The 15,062-nt window shown below is 71.7% G+C and carries 18 protein-coding genes and 1 riboswitch; of the genes, 6 read left to right on the plus strand and 12 right to left on the minus strand.

Annotated elements, in window-relative coordinates; translation table 11 throughout:
• Positions 1–22: 22 nt before the first annotated feature.
• The 4 genes from AC5L30_RS07680 to AC5L30_RS07695 all read right to left on the minus strand — a co-directional run bounded on the left by AC5L30_RS07680 (position 23) and on the right by AC5L30_RS07695 (position 3,353).
• Complete coding sequence (locus tag AC5L30_RS07680; RefSeq protein WP_494866216.1) at positions 23–769, minus strand: amino acid ABC transporter ATP-binding protein; 747 nt, start codon at positions 767–769, stop codon at positions 23–25.
• Entirely contained in the window at positions 766–1,539 is a 774-nt protein-coding gene (locus tag AC5L30_RS07685; protein WP_494866217.1) for an amino acid ABC transporter permease, read from the minus strand. The genes AC5L30_RS07680 and AC5L30_RS07685 overlap by 4 nt, the downstream gene beginning before the upstream one ends.
• Positions 1,540–1,578: 39 nt before the next feature.
• Positions 1,579–2,487 (minus strand): ABC transporter substrate-binding protein, encoded by a 909-nt coding sequence (locus AC5L30_RS07690; RefSeq protein WP_494866218.1) that lies wholly within the window; start codon positions 2,485–2,487, stop codon positions 1,579–1,581.
• A 273-nt stretch (positions 2,488–2,760) separates the two neighbouring features.
• Positions 2,761–2,872: riboswitch (SAM riboswitch) on the minus strand.
• 10 nt (positions 2,873–2,882) lie between these two features.
• Positions 2,883–3,353 carry a hypothetical protein gene (locus AC5L30_RS07695; RefSeq protein ID WP_494866219.1) on the minus strand — a complete coding sequence of 157 codons (471 nt, stop codon included), beginning with the start codon at positions 3,351–3,353 and terminating at the stop codon, positions 2,883–2,885.
• Positions 3,354–3,504: 151 nt separating this feature from the next.
• Here AC5L30_RS07695 and corA point away from each other — a divergent pair, with 151 nt between their 5' ends.
• The gene (corA, locus tag AC5L30_RS07700; RefSeq protein WP_494866220.1) at positions 3,505–4,635 is read left to right on the plus strand and encodes a magnesium/cobalt transporter CorA; all 1,131 of its coding nucleotides are present in this window, start codon (positions 3,505–3,507) and stop codon (positions 4,633–4,635) included.
• 16 nt (positions 4,636–4,651) lie between these two features.
• On the opposite strand, the gene AC5L30_RS07705 is transcribed toward corA, so the two are convergent.
• Entirely contained in the window at positions 4,652–4,837 is a 186-nt protein-coding gene (locus AC5L30_RS07705) for a hypothetical protein (RefSeq protein ID WP_091401337.1), read from the minus strand.
• A 191-nt stretch (positions 4,838–5,028) separates the two neighbouring features.
• Positions 5,029–5,544: a 2'-5' RNA ligase family protein gene (locus tag AC5L30_RS07710; protein WP_494866221.1), complete on the minus strand. Its 516-nt coding sequence runs from the start codon at positions 5,542–5,544 to the stop codon at positions 5,029–5,031.
• Between the two features lie 79 nt (positions 5,545–5,623).
• Here AC5L30_RS07710 and AC5L30_RS07715 point away from each other — a divergent pair, with 79 nt between their 5' ends.
• The 3 genes from AC5L30_RS07715 (at position 5,624) to AC5L30_RS07725 (ending at position 8,676) form a co-directional block, all read left to right on the plus strand.
• Positions 5,624–6,133: a mycothiol transferase gene (locus tag AC5L30_RS07715; RefSeq protein WP_494866222.1), complete on the plus strand. Its 510-nt coding sequence runs from the start codon at positions 5,624–5,626 to the stop codon at positions 6,131–6,133.
• Positions 6,134–6,214: 81 nt separating this feature from the next.
• Positions 6,215–6,622, plus strand: a complete 408-nt coding sequence (locus AC5L30_RS07720; RefSeq protein ID WP_494866223.1) for an SCP2 sterol-binding domain-containing protein — start codon at positions 6,215–6,217, stop codon at positions 6,620–6,622.
• Positions 6,619–8,676, plus strand: coding sequence for an amylo-alpha-1,6-glucosidase (locus tag AC5L30_RS07725; protein WP_494866224.1), 2,058 nt, complete (start codon positions 6,619–6,621; stop codon positions 8,674–8,676). Before AC5L30_RS07720 ends, AC5L30_RS07725 begins: the two co-directional genes overlap by 4 nt.
• Positions 8,677–8,719: 43 nt before the next feature.
• Here the strand turns inward: AC5L30_RS07725 and AC5L30_RS07730 are convergent, their stop codons facing one another.
• Positions 8,720–9,223, minus strand: coding sequence for a DinB family protein (locus AC5L30_RS07730; RefSeq protein WP_494866225.1), 504 nt, complete (start codon positions 9,221–9,223; stop codon positions 8,720–8,722).
• Between the two features lie 133 nt (positions 9,224–9,356).
• On the opposite strand from AC5L30_RS07730, the gene AC5L30_RS07735 reads away from it, so the two are divergent.
• Positions 9,357–10,262, plus strand: a complete 906-nt coding sequence (locus AC5L30_RS07735) for a DUF72 domain-containing protein (protein ID WP_494866226.1) — start codon at positions 9,357–9,359, stop codon at positions 10,260–10,262.
• Between the two features lie 36 nt (positions 10,263–10,298).
• Here the strand turns inward: AC5L30_RS07735 and AC5L30_RS07740 are convergent, their stop codons facing one another.
• Positions 10,299–10,670 carry a hypothetical protein gene (locus tag AC5L30_RS07740; RefSeq protein WP_494866227.1) on the minus strand — a complete coding sequence of 124 codons (372 nt, stop codon included), beginning with the start codon at positions 10,668–10,670 and terminating at the stop codon, positions 10,299–10,301.
• 190 nt (positions 10,671–10,860) lie between these two features.
• Positions 10,861–11,487: a hypothetical protein gene (locus tag AC5L30_RS07745; protein ID WP_494866228.1), complete on the minus strand. Its 627-nt coding sequence runs from the start codon at positions 11,485–11,487 to the stop codon at positions 10,861–10,863.
• 197 nt (positions 11,488–11,684) lie between these two features.
• On the opposite strand from AC5L30_RS07745, the gene AC5L30_RS07750 reads away from it, so the two are divergent.
• Positions 11,685–11,855, plus strand: a complete 171-nt coding sequence (locus tag AC5L30_RS07750; protein ID WP_494866229.1) for a hypothetical protein — start codon at positions 11,685–11,687, stop codon at positions 11,853–11,855.
• A gap of 33 nt (positions 11,856–11,888) precedes the next feature.
• On the opposite strand, the gene AC5L30_RS07755 is transcribed toward AC5L30_RS07750, so the two are convergent.
• The 3 genes from AC5L30_RS07755 to AC5L30_RS07765 all read right to left on the minus strand — a co-directional run bounded on the left by AC5L30_RS07755 (position 11,889) and on the right by AC5L30_RS07765 (position 15,046).
• Positions 11,889–12,752: an alpha/beta hydrolase family protein gene (locus AC5L30_RS07755; RefSeq protein WP_494866230.1), complete on the minus strand. Its 864-nt coding sequence runs from the start codon at positions 12,750–12,752 to the stop codon at positions 11,889–11,891.
• Between the two features lie 142 nt (positions 12,753–12,894).
• Complete coding sequence (locus tag AC5L30_RS07760; RefSeq protein ID WP_494866231.1) at positions 12,895–14,151, minus strand: SGNH/GDSL hydrolase family protein; 1,257 nt, start codon at positions 14,149–14,151, stop codon at positions 12,895–12,897.
• 199 nt (positions 14,152–14,350) lie between these two features.
• Positions 14,351–15,046, minus strand: coding sequence for a hypothetical protein (locus AC5L30_RS07765; RefSeq protein WP_494866232.1), 696 nt, complete (start codon positions 15,044–15,046; stop codon positions 14,351–14,353).
• Between the last annotated feature and the right edge of the window lie 16 nt (positions 15,047–15,062).

Genomic DNA, 15,062 nt, shown 5'->3' on the forward strand with positions numbered 1-15,062 from the left:
GCGGCCGTCCGACCGGCGCGGCTCAGAGCACCTGGTCGAGGAACTGGCGAAGCCGTGGATGCGCGGCCCGCTCGAAGATCGCCTCGGGTGGGCCGGCCTCCAGCACCACGCCCCGGTCCATGAACGCGACGGTGTCGGCGACCTGCCGGGCGAAGCCCATCTCGTGGGTCACCACCACCATGGTCATCCCGGCGGCGGACAGGTCGGCCATCACCCCGAGGACGCCCTTGACCAGCTCCGGGTCGAGCGCCGAGGTCGCCTCGTCGAAGAGCATCACCTCGGGCCGCAGCGCCAGCGCGCGGGCGATCGCCACTCGCTGCTGCTGACCACCGGAGAGCTGCGCCGGCCGGGAGTTCGCCTTGCCGGCCAGCCCCACCAGCTCCAACTGGGCCCGGGCGACCGCGTCCGCCTCGTCCGCACCGAGCTTGCGCAACCGGCGCAGCGCCAGCGTGACGTTGCGCAGCACGCTCATGTGCGGGAAGAGGTTGAACTGCTGGAACACCATGCCCACCCGCTGCCGCAGCGCGTCCGGGTCGTCGTCCAGCACGCTGCGCCCGCCCAGCAGCACGTCGCCCCGGTCCGGTTCGATCAGACGGTTGATGGTGCGCAGCAGGGTGGATTTGCCCGACCCGGACGGGCCGATGACGCAGGCCGTCGCCCCACGCGGCACCGAGAGGTCGACGCCGCGCAGCACCCGGTTCGGTCCGAAGGCGAGGTGCACGTCGCGTACGTCGAGGCTGACCGAGGTCGTGGTGGTGGTGGTGGTCATCGCCGATCTCCTTGCGTGGCGGCGTACGACGCGGTGTCGTCGTCCTCCTCGGTGGACGCGGGGGCCGGCCGACCGTCGCGCAGCCGCCGGTCGATCCAGTTGACGACGTGCGTCAGCGGGACGGTCAACGCCAGGTAGCAGAGCCCTGCCAGCAGCAGCGCCGACTCGTTGCCGGTGGTGGCCGCGTAGTCCTGCCCGATCCGGAACAGCTCCCGCTGGCTGGCCACCAGGCCGAGGAAGTAGACCAGGCTGGAGTCCTTGATCAGCGCGATGAGCTGGTTCACCCAGGCCGGCAGCACCCGCCGGATGCCCTGCGGGATGATCACCAACCGCATCGCGTCGGCCCAGGAGAAGCCGAGCGCCCGGGCGCCCTCCAACTGGGCGGCCTCCACCGACTGGATGCCCGAGCGGAAGATCTCCCCGATGTACGCGGCGGCGATGAGCGACAGCGCCAGGATGCCCAACGGGTACGGATCCGGCCCCCAGACCTGCATGCCCAGCGGGGCCAGCCCGACGCCGATCAGCAGGATCGTCGCGGCGGCCGGCAGCCCCCGGAACACGTCGGTGTAGACCCGCGCCGGCCAGCGCAACCAGCGGCTGCGGGAGATCCCGGCGACGGCCAGCAGCAGGCCCAGCACCGAGCCGAGCAGGGCGGCGGAGACCGCCAGGATCAGGGTGTTGGGCAACCCGACGGTCAGCATCTCGGGCAGCGCCTCGCGCATCGAGTCCCAGTCGAAGAAGGTTTCCCACAGGGTGCTCAACGGATCCATTGGTCGCTCCTCCTACCGCCCCGCTCGCTCGTCACCGGCTCAGGACGCGGCCGACGCGGACGCCGACGGGCCCGTCGGCGCAGCCGACACCGACGGCGTGGCCGACGTGGACGGGGCCGTCACCGTGCCGCTGCCCGGGGTGAAGTCCGCCGGGATCGGCCGGCCCGGGTAGTACTGCGCCTGCAAACGACTCCAGGTGCCATCGGCGATGACCTCGTCGAGGCCCTTGTTCAGCGCCTCGCGCAGCTTGTCGCTCCCCTTGGCCACGGCGTACGCCGTCGGTGCCGGGCTGAGCTGCTTGGCCGCCACGGTGATCTTGCCGTTGCTGTCGGTGGCCGACTTCTCGCCGATCTCCGCCGGGGCGATCCAGGCGTCGGCGGTGCCCGCCTTGAGCTGGTTGATCGCGCCGTTGTAGTCCGGCACCCGAACCGGGTTGAGCTGCTTGCCGGTGGCGTAGTCGTCCTGGACGGTGCCCTGCACCACCACGACCCGCTTGCCGGCCAGCTGGTCGAAGCTGGTGATCGGCGAGCCGGCCGGGACGTCCAGACCGAAGTAGCCGAAGTCGTAGCCGTTGCCGAAGTCGACTGTCTTCTTCCGGGCCTCGGTGATGGTGATCGAGGAGCTGCCCACGTCGAACTTGCGGTTGTTGACCTGGCTGAGCAGCGCGGAGAAGTCGGTGCCGACGAACTCGACGGTGAGGCCGAGCTTGCCGGCCACAGCGGTCAGCAGGTCGTTGTCGAAGCCGGTGAACTTGCCGTCCTTGAGGTACACGTTCGGCGGGGCGTCGGTCAGCGTGCCGGCGCGCAGCACGCCCGGCTGGGCCAGGCCGTACGGGTTGGCGGTGGCGTCGGACGAGCTGTCGTCGCCGCAGGCGGTGAGGGCGGTGGCGGCCAGGATCGTGGCCGCGCCCAGGGCGGCGGCGCGGGTCAGGGCAGGAAGGAATCGCACGGGTGTCTCCGAAGGGTGGTGTCTCGGCGCGCACGGGCGTGCGCCACCGACGGCGCGCCCGATGGGCGTACCGGTGGGGAGGAGTTCGGGAAGGGGGGTGCTAGAGCGTGATGCCGCGACGACAGGCGGCGCTGCACATTCGCATCATGTCCACGTGCCGTCGCCGGGTCAGTGCGGGCGAGGGTCGACCGGTGCGGGAGTCCGCGACGTCGGTCGGTGGGGCGGTGCTGAGGATGCGCATGGTTCTCCCGGGTCTGTGCTGACCTGGGTGCCAGGCCACGCTTGCACCGACGTCGTGCCGGTGCCTGGTCTTCACCCGGGGCACCCCACCGCGGAGGAGGGTTGCCGGCCAGCGAGCCGGGGCTTCGCGCTGGCGCTCATGACCTGGCCCGAGGCTAGCAGCACCAACGGGTGGGCCGTCCAGTCGTTATGACCACGCTCACCGTGCGCGACGGCTTGCGCAGGATCTCCCGGGTCACCGAGGCGATGGCGCCCTGTCCGAACGCCAGGTAGCGCAGGAAGTTGCGAACCGGGCCGCCCTCGGACCACTCGAAGTAGATGTGCGGACGCCGACGGCTGCGGTCCCGGATCTCCAGCAGCTGGGCGGCGAGCGCGGTGGGCACCGACGAGCTGGCCAGGCTGAGCACCGGGAAACGGCCGTCGACCACGCCGCCGCGGACCAGTAGTTCGGTTTCGAAGTCGGACGGGTCGGTGACCTTGACCTCGACGAAGATGACGTCGCTGTCGTCGGGGAAGTCGTTGTCCGCCATGGTCTGGGCCAGCTTGGCGCGGTACTCCGCCTCGTCACGTCGGTCGGGTTCGTGCGCGATGAGGCGGATCCGCCGTCCAGCCCGTTCGTCGATCATCCGGGCCGCGGCGGGGAGTATCCGCCCGATGGGCCGCCACCGTCCGTCGGTGCGCGGAACCCAACCGACGCCACGGCGGGTTTCGGGCCCAGGACAGGGGGGAAGCAGCGCCCCGGGCTGGAGGGGACGGCACCGGGGGAGGGGACAGGGCATGGTCGGCGGCCGTCGCTTCCGCCCGGGTGGCGGCTTCGGCCGCCAGCTCGACGAGTACGAGACGAGGGTCGGTGCGGCTCCGTCCGCGGAGTCGCCCGCAGCGTCCCACGGTGGCCTGGTGGACAGCGCGGTCTACATCCAAGGGCACCGGTTCGCCTCGCCGTCCGGCCTCGCCGAGACGTACCGCTGCCTCCAGGAGCAGGACGACGCGATGGCCTGGATCGGGTTGTACCGGCCCGACATCGGCCAGATCACCTCGTTGGCCCGGGAGTTTCGGCTGCACGACCTGGCGGTCGAGGACGCCATCAACGCCCACCAGCGGCCCAAGCTGGAGCGGTACGCGCACACCCTGTTCGTGGTGCTGCGCGCCGCCCGCTATGACGACCTCCGGGAGGAGGTCGAGTTCTCCGAGCTGCACCTGTTCATCGGGCCGGGCTTCGTGGTCACCGTCCGACACGGTGAGGCACCGGACCTGGCCGCGGTGCGGCGGCGGATGGAGACCGAGGCGCAGATGCTCGCCCGGGGCCCGGAAGCCGTCCTGTACGCGATCCTCGACCAGGTCGTCGACGGGTACGCGCCGGTGGTGGCCGGACTGGAGAACGACATCGACGAGATCGAGACCCAGGTGTTCGGCGGCGACCCGAACGCCAGCCGGCGCATCTACGGCCTCAGCCGCGAGGTCATCCAGTTCCAGCGGGCCGCCCGCCCCCTGCTCAGCGTCCTCGACGCGCTGGCCGACGGCGCCGGTGCCGCCAGTGCGGACGAGGAGTTGCGCCGCTACCTGCGCGACGTGACCGACCACCTGACCCAGGTGGTGGAGCGGGTGGACGGTTTCCGGCACCTGTTGCAGAACATCCTCACCGTCAACGCCACCCTCGTCTCGCAGCAGCAGAACGAGGAAATGCGCAGCCTCACCGCGGCCAGCTACAGCCAGAACGAGGAGCTGAAGAAGGTCTCCTCCTGGGCGGCGATCCTATTCGCTCCCACGCTCATCGGCACCGTGTACGGCATGAACTTCGTCCACATGCCGGAGCTGAACTGGCGCTTCGGCTACCTCTTCGCGCTGCTGTTGATGCTGCTGGTCTGCGGCACCCTCTACGTGATCTTCAAGCGGCGCGGCTGGCTCTGAGTCGCGCGGCCGGGAGTCACTCGATGCCGCGCAGGATGTGCCGTTCGTCCTCGACGTCGTCGTCGCCGGCACCGATCCGGCCGAGCAGTACGGCGGCCGCCCAGATCGTCAGTGGGGTGGCCGCCCCGGTCATCCCGCCGCCGGTCCGGTCGTCCCGGGTCTGGCTCCGCTCCGTGCGCGGTGGCCTGCGCTGAGCCTGCATGGGCCCTGCCTCTCCTCGTCGAAGCCGCCGTGGGCGGCGCGGGGTGACCCCGCGCCGCCGGGCGAACCGCTGCGAGCAGCCCACCACCGGTACGACAGCCACTCGAACCTTCCCACGCCCGGGCGCATCCGCACCGCTTGTTTTCGGGTTTCCGACTGTGACCCGCCAAACCGGACATTACGGATCGACGGTCAGGGCAGCGGGTGGGCGATGCCGCGCGCGTGGTCGGTGAGCGCCGCGCCGACCACGGTCGCGGCCAGCGGCAACACCTCCAGGCAGCGGCGCACCGCGGCGGCCATCAGGGTGTTCGGCACCCGCATGGAGAGCGTGCAGTGCGGCACCCAGCGCCCCGGCTGGTAGTGCTCGGCGAGGGGGATGCCGGCGGCGGCGAGCCGGTCGTGCACCAGCCGGTGGTGCGCCAGCAACTCCGGGGTGGGCGCCGGGCCGAGCCAGAGCACCCGACCGACGAACTGGCCGGCGTGCTGGAAGTCGAGCCGCAGCGGGGCGGCCACCACCGTCCCCTGTAACGCCTCGGCGACCTGCTCCGGGTCGAAGCGGGGCGAAACCGCGAGCGAGACGTGCGGACGGTGGCGCTGCTCCAGCAGCGAGCGCATGCTCTGCACGCCCTCGGCCTCCAGCGCGTCCCAGAGCACCCGGATCCGGCGGGTGGCGTCCGGGTCCAGGTACAACTCCACCGCGGCGACCATTTGATCACCGTAGCGGCCGAGGTTTGCGCCCCCGGATCCGGCGGTACCTGGTCGGAAACCGACCAGGAAGGCGCACCCCGTGGACGTGAGTGACCTGCTGACCGAGGCGTACGACCGGCTGCCCGACCTCGTCCGTGCGGCGGTCGACGGCCTCAGCCCCGAGCAACTGCGCCAACAGCCTGGGCCGGGCGCCAACTCGATCGGCTGGCTGGTCTGGCACCTCACCCGGGTGCAGGACCACCATGTCGCCGACCTTCTCGACGCCGAGCAGATCTGGGTGCGCGGCGACTGGGCGGGTCGGTTCGGGCTCGCCGCCGACCCCGACGACACCGGCTACGGGCACTCGCCCGCTCAGGTCGCGGCGGTGCGGCCGGAGAGCGCGCAGGCGTTGGTCGACTACTACGAGGCGGTCGCGACGCGTACCGGAAGCTTCCTCGCCGGCCTGCGCCCCGCGGACCTGGACCGCGTGGTCGACGAGGCGTGGGACCCGCCGGTCACCCTCGGCGTCCGGTTGGTCAGTGTCGCCGAGGACGACCTGCAACACGTGGGCCAGGCCGCCTACGTGCGCGGCCTGATCGAGGCCGGCTGACCCGTCCTCTCACCCCTTCCGGGTGAACCGGGCTCACCCTGGTGCGGGTGATCCTGCGGGAAACCGTGGGGAGGGGACCGAATGGGCGCGACGGCAGAGCAGTACCTGCGACAGCTGGACACCGGTCGGCGGCCCGACCTGCCGGAAACCACCGCGGGGACGCTGCGGCTGGATGTCCGCGACGACGGCAGCACCGATCACTGGTATCTGACCATCGCCGACCAACACGTCCGGGTGGCCCGCTCGGCCGACGACGCCGAACTGGTGGTGCGGGCCGACCGGGAGGTCTTCGACCGGATGGCCCGCGGCGAGCTGCATCCGGGCGCGGGCCTGCTGCGTAACGAGCTGACCGTGCAGGGCAACATGCGACTGCTGATGCTGCTGCGGCGAATCTTCTCCGGGCCGGACGGCGCCCGCCACCCGCACGAGCTGGGCCGGGTCGCGCTGGTGGACCGGGCTGCGACGACGGTTCGGGGTGAGCGGTCGTGAAGCAGGAGATGGTGCACGTCATCGCGGGCAACCTCTTCGCGACCAGCGACGCCCAGGGCGACATCGAGGCCGATCCGCAGGCCCCGTCCGGACTCTTCGCGTACGACACCCGGTTTCTGTCCCACTGGGTGCTCAGGATCGACGGTGAACGGATCAACGCGCTCTCCCGCGACGACCTCTCCTACTTCGAGACCCGGTTCTTCCTGGTCCCCGGTGCGGCGAGCCACTACATCGACGCCGACGTGTCGATCATCAGGCACCGCTCGGTGCACGACTGCTTCCACGAGAACATCACCGTGCTCAATCACTCGTCGCAGCCCGCCGAATTCACCGTCCGGGTGGAGATGGCCAGCGACTTCACCGACATCGTCGAGGTCGGGCAGCTGCGGCAGCGGCCCGTCGAGGTCACCGCCGACTCGACGAACCAGCAACTCGTGCTGCGCTACCAGCGGGACCGGTTCGTCCGCAAGACCACAGTGCGCAGCACCGTCCCCGCCGAGGTGGACGAGCAGGGGATGACGTTCCGGATCCGGATCGCGCCCGACGGGAAGTGGGAGACCGACCTGCACGTGAGCGTGACCATGGGCGGCGAGGACGGCCGGGATCTCCGCGCCGACCTGCAGTCGCACCAGCAAATTGTGCGGACGGGGATGCAGGAGGACCTGGCGCAGTGGTTGGACCGGGCGCCGCAGCTGGTGGCCGAACGCAAGGGCCTGGAAGAGCTCTACCAGGGCAGCCTCGCGGACCTGGCGGCCCTGCGCTACAGGCCGCTGTCGTACCGCGAGCGGGTGCCGATCGGTGGTCTGCCCTGGGCGATGGGGTTGTTCGGACGGGACGCCATCATCACCTGCCTGCAGACGATGGCGTTCACCCCCGAGCTGGCACCCGCGACGCTGCGGATGCTGGCGCTCATGCAGGGCGGCCAGCTCGACGACGCGTTGGACGAGGAGCCCGGCAAGATCCTGGCCCACCTCCGCTACGGCGAGACGGGGGCGTTCAGCGACCGGGCCAGCGCGCTGTACTACGGCGCGGCGGACACCACCCCGCTCTTCGTCGTCCTGCTCGACGAGCACGAGCGCTGGTCCGGTGACGCGGACCTGGTCCGCGAGCTGCGCCACCCGGCCCGGATGGCGCTGGACTGGATCGACGAGTACGGCGACCTGACCGGCGACGGCTACGTGCGCTACCAGCGCCGCAACGAGCGCGACGGCACGATCAACCAGTGCTGGAAGGACTCCCCGGACGCCATCGTCGACGCCCACGGTCAGCAACCCGCCTTCCCCCGAGCCACCTGCGAGTTGCAGGGCTACGCGTACGACGCGAAGCGGCGTGGCGCCCGGCTGGCCCGGGAGTTCTGGGGCGACCCCGCGTACGCCGACCGGTTGGAACGGGAGGCGGCAGCGCTGAAGGAGCGCTTCAACCGGGACTTCTGGCTGCCCCACCGGGAGTACTACGCGTTCGCGCTCGACCCGTACGGCGAACCGGTCGATGCGCTGACCTCCAACATCGGGCATCTGCTCTGGAGCGGGATCGTCGCGGACGACCGCGCGGAAGCGGTCGCCGAGCACCTGGTCGGGCCGCGACTGTTCAGCGGTTGGGGGGTACGCACGTTCGCCGAGGGGCAACGCACGTACAACCCGGTGGGCACCCACCTGGGCGCGGTGTGGCCGTCGGACAACACGCTGATCGCCGCCGGGTTGCGTCGCTACCGCCTCGACACGCAGGCGGCCCGGATCGCGGCCGGTATCTTCGACATGGCACAGACGCTCGGTGGCGCGGCGCCGGAGATGATCGCCGGCTACGAGCGCAGCCTGACGACCTTCCCCGTCCAGCTGGCGACGAGCTGCCGCCCGCAGGCGTGGTCGTCGGGAGCGCTGCTGATGCTGCTCGGCACCATGCTGGGCCTGCGACCCACCGGCGACAACCTGCTGGTGAACCCGGCGGTGCCGGAGGGCTTCGGTCGGCTGGAACTGCTGGACATCCCGGGCCGTTGGGGTCACTCCGACGCCTACGCGAGAGACCGGACCACCGAACGCCGGCAACGCCTGCGGTGAGGCCCTGGAGCGGCGCTCAGCCCGGCGACGGTGGGCACCGCGGTCAGCCCATGGTCTTGGCGCCGTCGATCGACTCCCGCAGGATGTCGGCGTGCCCGGCGTGTTGGGCCGTCTCGGCGATCAGGTGCAGCAGCACCCGGCGGACGGACCAACTCGCCCCCGGCTCGAACCAGGGCGCCAGCGGCAGCGGGTGCGCCGCGTCCAGGTCGAGGGTGGTGATCAACTCGTCGGTCTGGTCAGCCACCTCCTGGAAGCGCTCGACCAGCCCGGCGAGGGTCTCGCCCGGTGCCATCTGGAACTGGCCGACCCAGTCGACCTCCTCGCGACCCATCGCCTCCGCGCCGCTGACGGCGAAGAGCATCCACCGGTGCTCGACGCCGGCCACGTGCTTGATGAGGCCGCCGAGGCAGAGGCCGCTGACGGTGGGGCGGGTGGCCGCCTGCTCGTCGGTGAGCCCGTCGACGGTGTGCAGCAGGAAACCGCGGTGCCTGCGCAGCGTCTGCAGGAGATCGGTGCGCTCACCGGTGAGTTGCTCGGTGCTGGTCATGCCGCCACCCTTCATTGATGTCCACCCTGTGCCACCGTAGGGCCAGGCACCGACACTTTCCGGGACGACACTGGGTCGACGGAAGACCCGCCAGCGGTTGCCGATCCGCGCCGCTGGCGGTCCACTGAATGACATGGGTGTGATTAAGGTGGGCACGTCGTCCTGGGCGGACCAGTCCCTGCTGCGCTCCGGGTGGTACCCACGCTCGGCCAGCACGCCGGCCCGCCGGCTGGGCTTCTACGCCAGCCAGTTCCCGTTGGTCGAGGTGGACACGTCCTACTACGCCATCCCGGTGCCGGAGACGACCCACGGCTGGGTGGACGCCACACCGGACGACTTCACCTTCGACGTCAAGGCGTTCAGCCTCTTCACCGGTCACCCGACACCGGTCGCCGTCCTGCCCCGGGACCTGCGTCCGGCCGCCGGCCCGAGCCGGATCCGCCGCCGTGACCTGCCGGAGCGGACGTACGACGAGCTGTGGGCCCGGTTCCGTGCGGCCCTCGACCCGATCGCGGCGGCCGGCAAACTCGGGGTGGTGATGTTGCAGTTCCCCCCGTGGCTGGTGCGCAGCCCCGCAGCCGAACGCCGGATCGTCGAGCTGGCCCAGCGCTGCCGGCCGTGGCGGGTCGGTGTGGAGCTGCGGCACAGCTCCTGGTTCGACGACCCCGCCATGGCGGACACTCTGGACCTGCTACGCGCCCACGACCTGTCCCTGGTCTGTGTGGACATGCCACAGGGGCATCCGTCGTCGGTGCCGCCGCTGCTGACCATGACGGCGGAGCCGGCGATCGTCCGGTTCCACGGTCACAGCGACGCCTGGGGCGAGGGCGACAAGCAGGAGAAGTTCCGGTACGCGTACGCCGAGGACGAGCTCCGGCACTGGGCCGGGCTGCTGGCCGAGTTCGCCGACCTCCCCGACGAGCTGCACGTGCTGTTCAACAACTGCTGCGCCGGGCAGGCCCAGCGCGACGCCACCCGGCTGGCGCAGCTGCTCGCCGAGACGATGGTCGCCGACCAGGCCGTCCCGGCGACCGGCTGACCGCCGCACGGGCCACCGGGCCGGGTGCCAGTCCGCTCAGGACCGTCGGCCCCGGCTGCGCAGGGCGTCCTGGGTCGACTCGCCGATGTCGGCGTCGTCGGGGAAGCTCCGGCCGCTGGGGGCGGGATCGGGTGGGGCACCCGGTCCAGCCATCGTCGTACGGGTCGGCTCGACCGAGCCGAAGCCGTGTCGTCCCGCCGGGTCGGACCGGCCCGCCGGGGCACCCGCGCGCCGCTCGCCGCGCCGTTCCTCGGGCACCGCGGTCTCCTCGCTGCCCTCGTCCATCGGTGAGTCGTCGCCCGTGCCCCAGGGCGCGTCGGCGTCGAAGCCGTCGCCGGTGCCCCACGGCTTGGTCGCCTCCGGCTCCAGCCGGTCGTTGTCACCGCTGCGTCCCTTGTGCGCCGTCATGGCCACCCCGCTCGTCGGTCCGCCGCCACGGCGGACGATGTGCCGTCCTCGGGCCGGGACTGCCCGCCCGGGCGCGGCGCACGACATGTCGCCGGCACGCCGCTGCGCGCGCCGCCGTCGCTCCGGTGCGCGCAGGGCCGGCCAGCGCCCCGCCGTCGAGGTGGCGGCGGGACGCCGGTCGGCCCGACGTTCAGCGTCCGGCCATCGCCATCGGCCGCTTGCCGTTGCTCATTCCCAGCTTGATCATGCTCTTCGAGGCGCCCTTCATCCCACCGGCGCGACCGAGCATGCCCCGGAACACCTGGCCGGGCTTCTGCTGCTCACCCATGTACGCGGTGACCACGACCAGGGTCCCGGTCAGCGCCGGAATGGCCCACTGGAGCAGCTTCATCTGTCGCTGCGACGAGGCCACGCTGGCCGGGGTCTGGTGGTTCGGCTCGGTGGCGCCACTCACCGACGGGCCGCCGGCCTTCTCCAGCCGCATGCCGAGCAAGCGGCTGTAGCCGGTGACCGCCAGCGCGCCGATGGTCAACGCGGTCTTGATGGTGCTGGCCCGGGCGACGCCGGACTGGGCCGCCACCCGTGGGCTCTCGGTCACCAGCTCGCCGACGGCGCCGGCCAGGTGGGCGCCGATCGCGGCCGCGTTGACCGGGGTCCACTTGGACCATCCGGCCGAGGCGACCGGAAGCCGCTGGGTCGAGTCGCTGATTTTGGCCGCTGCGCCGTTGACGCCGAAGGCACCCATGAGGGAGCCGCCAAACCAGGCCGCCAGGCCCAGATCGTGCATCGAGCGCAGTGCCGTGTGCCGTTCGGACATGTGATCCCCTTCCGCCGTGTCGGGCGCTGCGGCTTACCCGCCGGTCGGGTGGCTAACCCCGCCCCGGGCGGGCCGATCCGCGCCGTGGCGGGTAGCTACGGGACATTCGTGGCGTCGGAGGGTCGGCCCCGCCTGGACAGGAGTCGTTCGCCCGGTGGTGGGTAGATCCCGAGCGACGCCGACGAGAGGGGAACGCGATGTCGCAGCCGGACGAGAGCCGGGAGAAGACTCCCAAAACAGACGCGGTGCTCATGCACCCCGACAACGACCCACACCGCACCACCGCCGAGGTCGCGCCCCGGAAGGAACACGCCGAGATTCAGGTGGAGCGGGACGGCGAACTGGTGCCACTGGACCAGGACGAGTGAGCCGACCGTCGCCCGAGGACCGGCCGGTACGCCTCAGCGGGGCGGCAGGTCGCCGGCGAAACCGGCGATCCGCCGCGCCAGCGGGGCACTCGCCCGGACCCAGGTGAAGTGGTCCAACGCCGCCCCGGCCTGCGCCACTGTGTACCGCTCCCGGGTCACCGGCGCGGCACCGAGCTTCGCGCAGAGGTGGTCCACTGTCTCGTGCGGGGTGTACTGGTCGTCGTCCACGCTGACGGCCAGCACCGGGGTCCGCACCGCGTGGACCGAAGCCTCGGTGTCCGTACCGTTGAGGCGGGGGAACCGGCCGGTCCGCGCGGTGTACGCCCAGTCGCGGATCACGCCGCGGGCCTGTCGACCGCCGAACCCCCAGCCCGGCCAGACCCCGAGCAGCGCCGCCGTGGCGGCGATGCCCTGGGTGTAGGGCAGCACGCCGAGGCCGCGCCGGCCCGGGTAGTTCCGCCAGTACGGGATGCCGACCGCGATCAGCGCCAACCCGTCCACCTCGTCGCCGCCGTGCAGGGCGAGGTGCAGCAGCGCCGCCTGCCCACCCAGCGAGTGTCCGAGGAGCAGTCGGGTGCGTCCGTCCAGTCGTGGCTTGAGGGTGGCCAGGACGACGCCGACGTCGTTGGCCAGTTCGGCGTAACCGTGCCGGTCGGTCCGACTCGGCGGGGGCGTGCTCGCGCCGGTGCCGCGCAGGTCGGCCACGACCACGGCCAGCCCGGCGGCGCGCAGCGCCGCGGCGAACGGCCGGTAGTACCGGGCCCGGACCCCCATCGCGGGCCAGATCACGACCACCGGTGCGTCCGTCACCCCGGCCGGCTCCGGATAGACCTGCACACCCAGTCGGCCACCGTCGACGTCGACGAACTCCTGCGCGTACTCCGGATCCCCGTTCACCGGCCCAGCCTACGGCCTGACGTTACCGGCGGGTAGCAGCAGGTCGCCGGGTCGACGACTGCGGTCGGCGGATGCGCCGCGCGCCCGGCGGACGCGACGGAGGGCCCCGCCGGGTGGCGGAGCCCTCCGAAGGAGGCTGCGGTCAGGAGACCGAGATCGCCCCGTTGCTGGCGCGGACGCAGGCCACCGAACGGGCGCTGGTGGAGGCCGCGCCGCTCAGGCACTGGCCGAGCACCTGGTGCCCGGTGGCGTTGGGGTGCCACGACTCCTGGCAGGTCTGGAAGTAGGTGACGCAGGTGTTGGCGATTCGCTGGATGGCGATCTTGTCCTTGCCGGCGAGGCTGGTGACGAAGGTGCCGGTCGCGCCGTCCTGAAGCCGGATCGGGGTGGCCAGCGCGCCGCTCGGGCTGCTGGTCTGCTCGCAGAGCCGGGCGCCGTTGAATGCATGCTGCACGTTCAGGTACACCAGGTCGTCGGCCGGGAACTCGGCGGCCAGAGTGTCCCGGGTGGACTTCACGATGCCGCCCAGACCCTGGGAGAAGCGGTGCCCCGGAGCCAGGCTGGCCCGGTGGATCGGGCAGCCGCCGGCGTACCGCTCGGCACCCAGGTCCCGGAACTTGTCCCGGGTGTCGTCGCGGCTGTCCTCCTCGTGGAACTGCTGGTTCAGGTCTAGCGGCAGCGGGTTCGTGTAGTCCTGGAACACCACCCGGTGCTGCCCGTCCGCGTCCACCTGGTCGAGGGTGGTCAGGATCTGGCGTACGGCCGCGGTGGTCTCCGCGGTCGCGGCGCTGAGCTGCGCGGCGGTGGCCAGGTCGGCGTCGCTGCACGGCTTCTGCTCCACCGGACCGTTCAGGTACGCCCAGAACTCCCACCAGCCGGTCCAGGCGTCGGCGATGAACCGGTTGGCGCACTTCTCCGCGACGCTGCCGAAGGTGAACGAGCTGTTGTTGGAGCCGAGGCCGATCAGCACCAGGTCGATGTCCTGGGTCTGCGCGACGGCGCGCAGCTGGCTCAGCTGCGAGGCCACCGTGCGGCCGTTGGTCCGCGCCTGGGAGGCGTTGGCGATGTCGTGCGGCTGGCCACCGGAGCAGGCCAGGTTGAACCGGTTCTGGATGCCCGGCAGGTTGGCCTGGTTGAGCGAGGCGTTCGCCGAACGGTGGCAGAAGAACGCGTTGTTGTTCGCCGCCGCCCAACCGGGGAAGCCCTGGCTGACGCCGTTGGCGTCGACCACTGGGGTGTACGCCCCGGCGCCCTCACCACTGATGAAGCTGTCCCCGAGCGCCACCGCGGCGGTGGGCAACGCGGCGGACGCGGGTGCGGGCAGCGCGACGGCGGTCGACAACGCGGCCATGGCGATCGTCAGTCCCACGGCTAGCGCGGTACGCCGGATTCTGGGCATGGGGCCCCCATCCATCGAAAGATGAAAGATTCTCTGAGAGCGCGATCAGATCACCCCTGTGCGACGGGCGTCAATGGCCCGTAACAGATTCGTTCGACGAAAGACATGTGCGCGTAGGCATGACGCCCTACCGCGTCCACGTTGGACCCGCACTCCGGGTTGTCGACCGCGCTGACCCGCGCCCGCCGGGCGCGGGGAGTCAGCGACCGGTCGGGCCGCCGCGGTTCAGCGCGGCCGCGCCGGCGGCGTTCAGACCGACACCCCAGATCAGGAGTACGCACAGCCACTGCACCCACCGCAGCGCGCTCATCTCACCCGAGAGCAGGTGGCGCACGCTGCCCAACGGGGTGAGCCACGGCTGCGCCGGACGCAGGGCGTCCACGGCGCCCAGCAGCGCGAACAGCCCCAGCGGGAGGATGATCGTGGCCAGGAACGCCACCACCACCGAGCGCAGCAGCAGGCCCAACCCGGTGCCCACCAGGCCGGCGACGATCTGCACCAGCACACTGCCCACCGCGACCGTTCCGGCGAACCGCCACGGCTCGTCGGCGACGTCGGCCGGAGTGAGGGCCAGCGTCACGGCGCAGGTCAGCACACCGACCACGCCGATGACGACCGCCGGCAGCCCCACCGCGAGCACCGTGGGCAGGACCGGCAGGCGGGCGGGCGCCCGGCGCAGGTCGCGTACCAGCAGGATGCCGAAGAGTGGGGTCGCGACCGACATCAGGCTCTGCACCGTGCCCGAGAGTCCGGCGAAGGTCCGGTCGGCGGGAGCCGCCGCCGCGACCAGCGCCACGGCGGCCAGCAGCCCCACCACCAGGGTGCCCACCAGCAGCCACCACCGCGCCGGCGTGCCGAGGGAGCGCCGCAGGGCGTTGCCGATCGTCTCGTCCACCTCGACCGCCTCCTGA

It is taken from the genome of Micromonospora sp. BQ32 (genome assembly GCF_059358895.1).

Excerpts from the sequence above, each read along its gene's own strand:
- AC5L30_RS07680 (WP_494866216.1), bottom strand. The coding sequence starts at position 769 with ATGACCACCACCACCACCACGACCTCGGTCAGCCTCGACGTACGCGAC.
- AC5L30_RS07685 (WP_494866217.1), bottom strand. The coding sequence starts at position 1,539 with ATGGATCCGTTGAGCACCCTGTGGGAAACCTTCTTCGACTGGGACTCG.
- AC5L30_RS07695 (WP_494866219.1), bottom strand. The coding sequence starts at position 3,353 with ATGATCGACGAACGGGCTGGACGGCGGATCCGCCTCATCGCGCACGAA.
- corA (WP_494866220.1), top strand. The coding sequence starts at position 3,505 with ATGGTCGGCGGCCGTCGCTTCCGCCCGGGTGGCGGCTTCGGCCGCCAG.
- AC5L30_RS07705 (WP_091401337.1), bottom strand. The coding sequence starts at position 4,837 with ATGCAGGCTCAGCGCAGGCCACCGCGCACGGAGCGGAGCCAGACCCGG.
- AC5L30_RS07710 (WP_494866221.1), bottom strand. The coding sequence starts at position 5,544 with ATGGTCGCCGCGGTGGAGTTGTACCTGGACCCGGACGCCACCCGCCGG.
- AC5L30_RS07720 (WP_494866223.1), top strand. The coding sequence starts at position 6,215 with ATGGGCGCGACGGCAGAGCAGTACCTGCGACAGCTGGACACCGGTCGG.
- AC5L30_RS07730 (WP_494866225.1), bottom strand. The coding sequence starts at position 9,223 with ATGACCAGCACCGAGCAACTCACCGGTGAGCGCACCGATCTCCTGCAG.
- AC5L30_RS07735 (WP_494866226.1), top strand. The coding sequence starts at position 9,357 with ATGGGTGTGATTAAGGTGGGCACGTCGTCCTGGGCGGACCAGTCCCTG.
- AC5L30_RS07740 (WP_494866227.1), bottom strand. The coding sequence starts at position 10,670 with ATGACGGCGCACAAGGGACGCAGCGGTGACAACGACCGGCTGGAGCCG.
- AC5L30_RS07745 (WP_494866228.1), bottom strand. The coding sequence starts at position 11,487 with ATGTCCGAACGGCACACGGCACTGCGCTCGATGCACGATCTGGGCCTG.
- AC5L30_RS07750 (WP_494866229.1), top strand. The coding sequence starts at position 11,685 with ATGTCGCAGCCGGACGAGAGCCGGGAGAAGACTCCCAAAACAGACGCG.
- AC5L30_RS07760 (WP_494866231.1), bottom strand. The coding sequence starts at position 14,151 with ATGCCCAGAATCCGGCGTACCGCGCTAGCCGTGGGACTGACGATCGCC.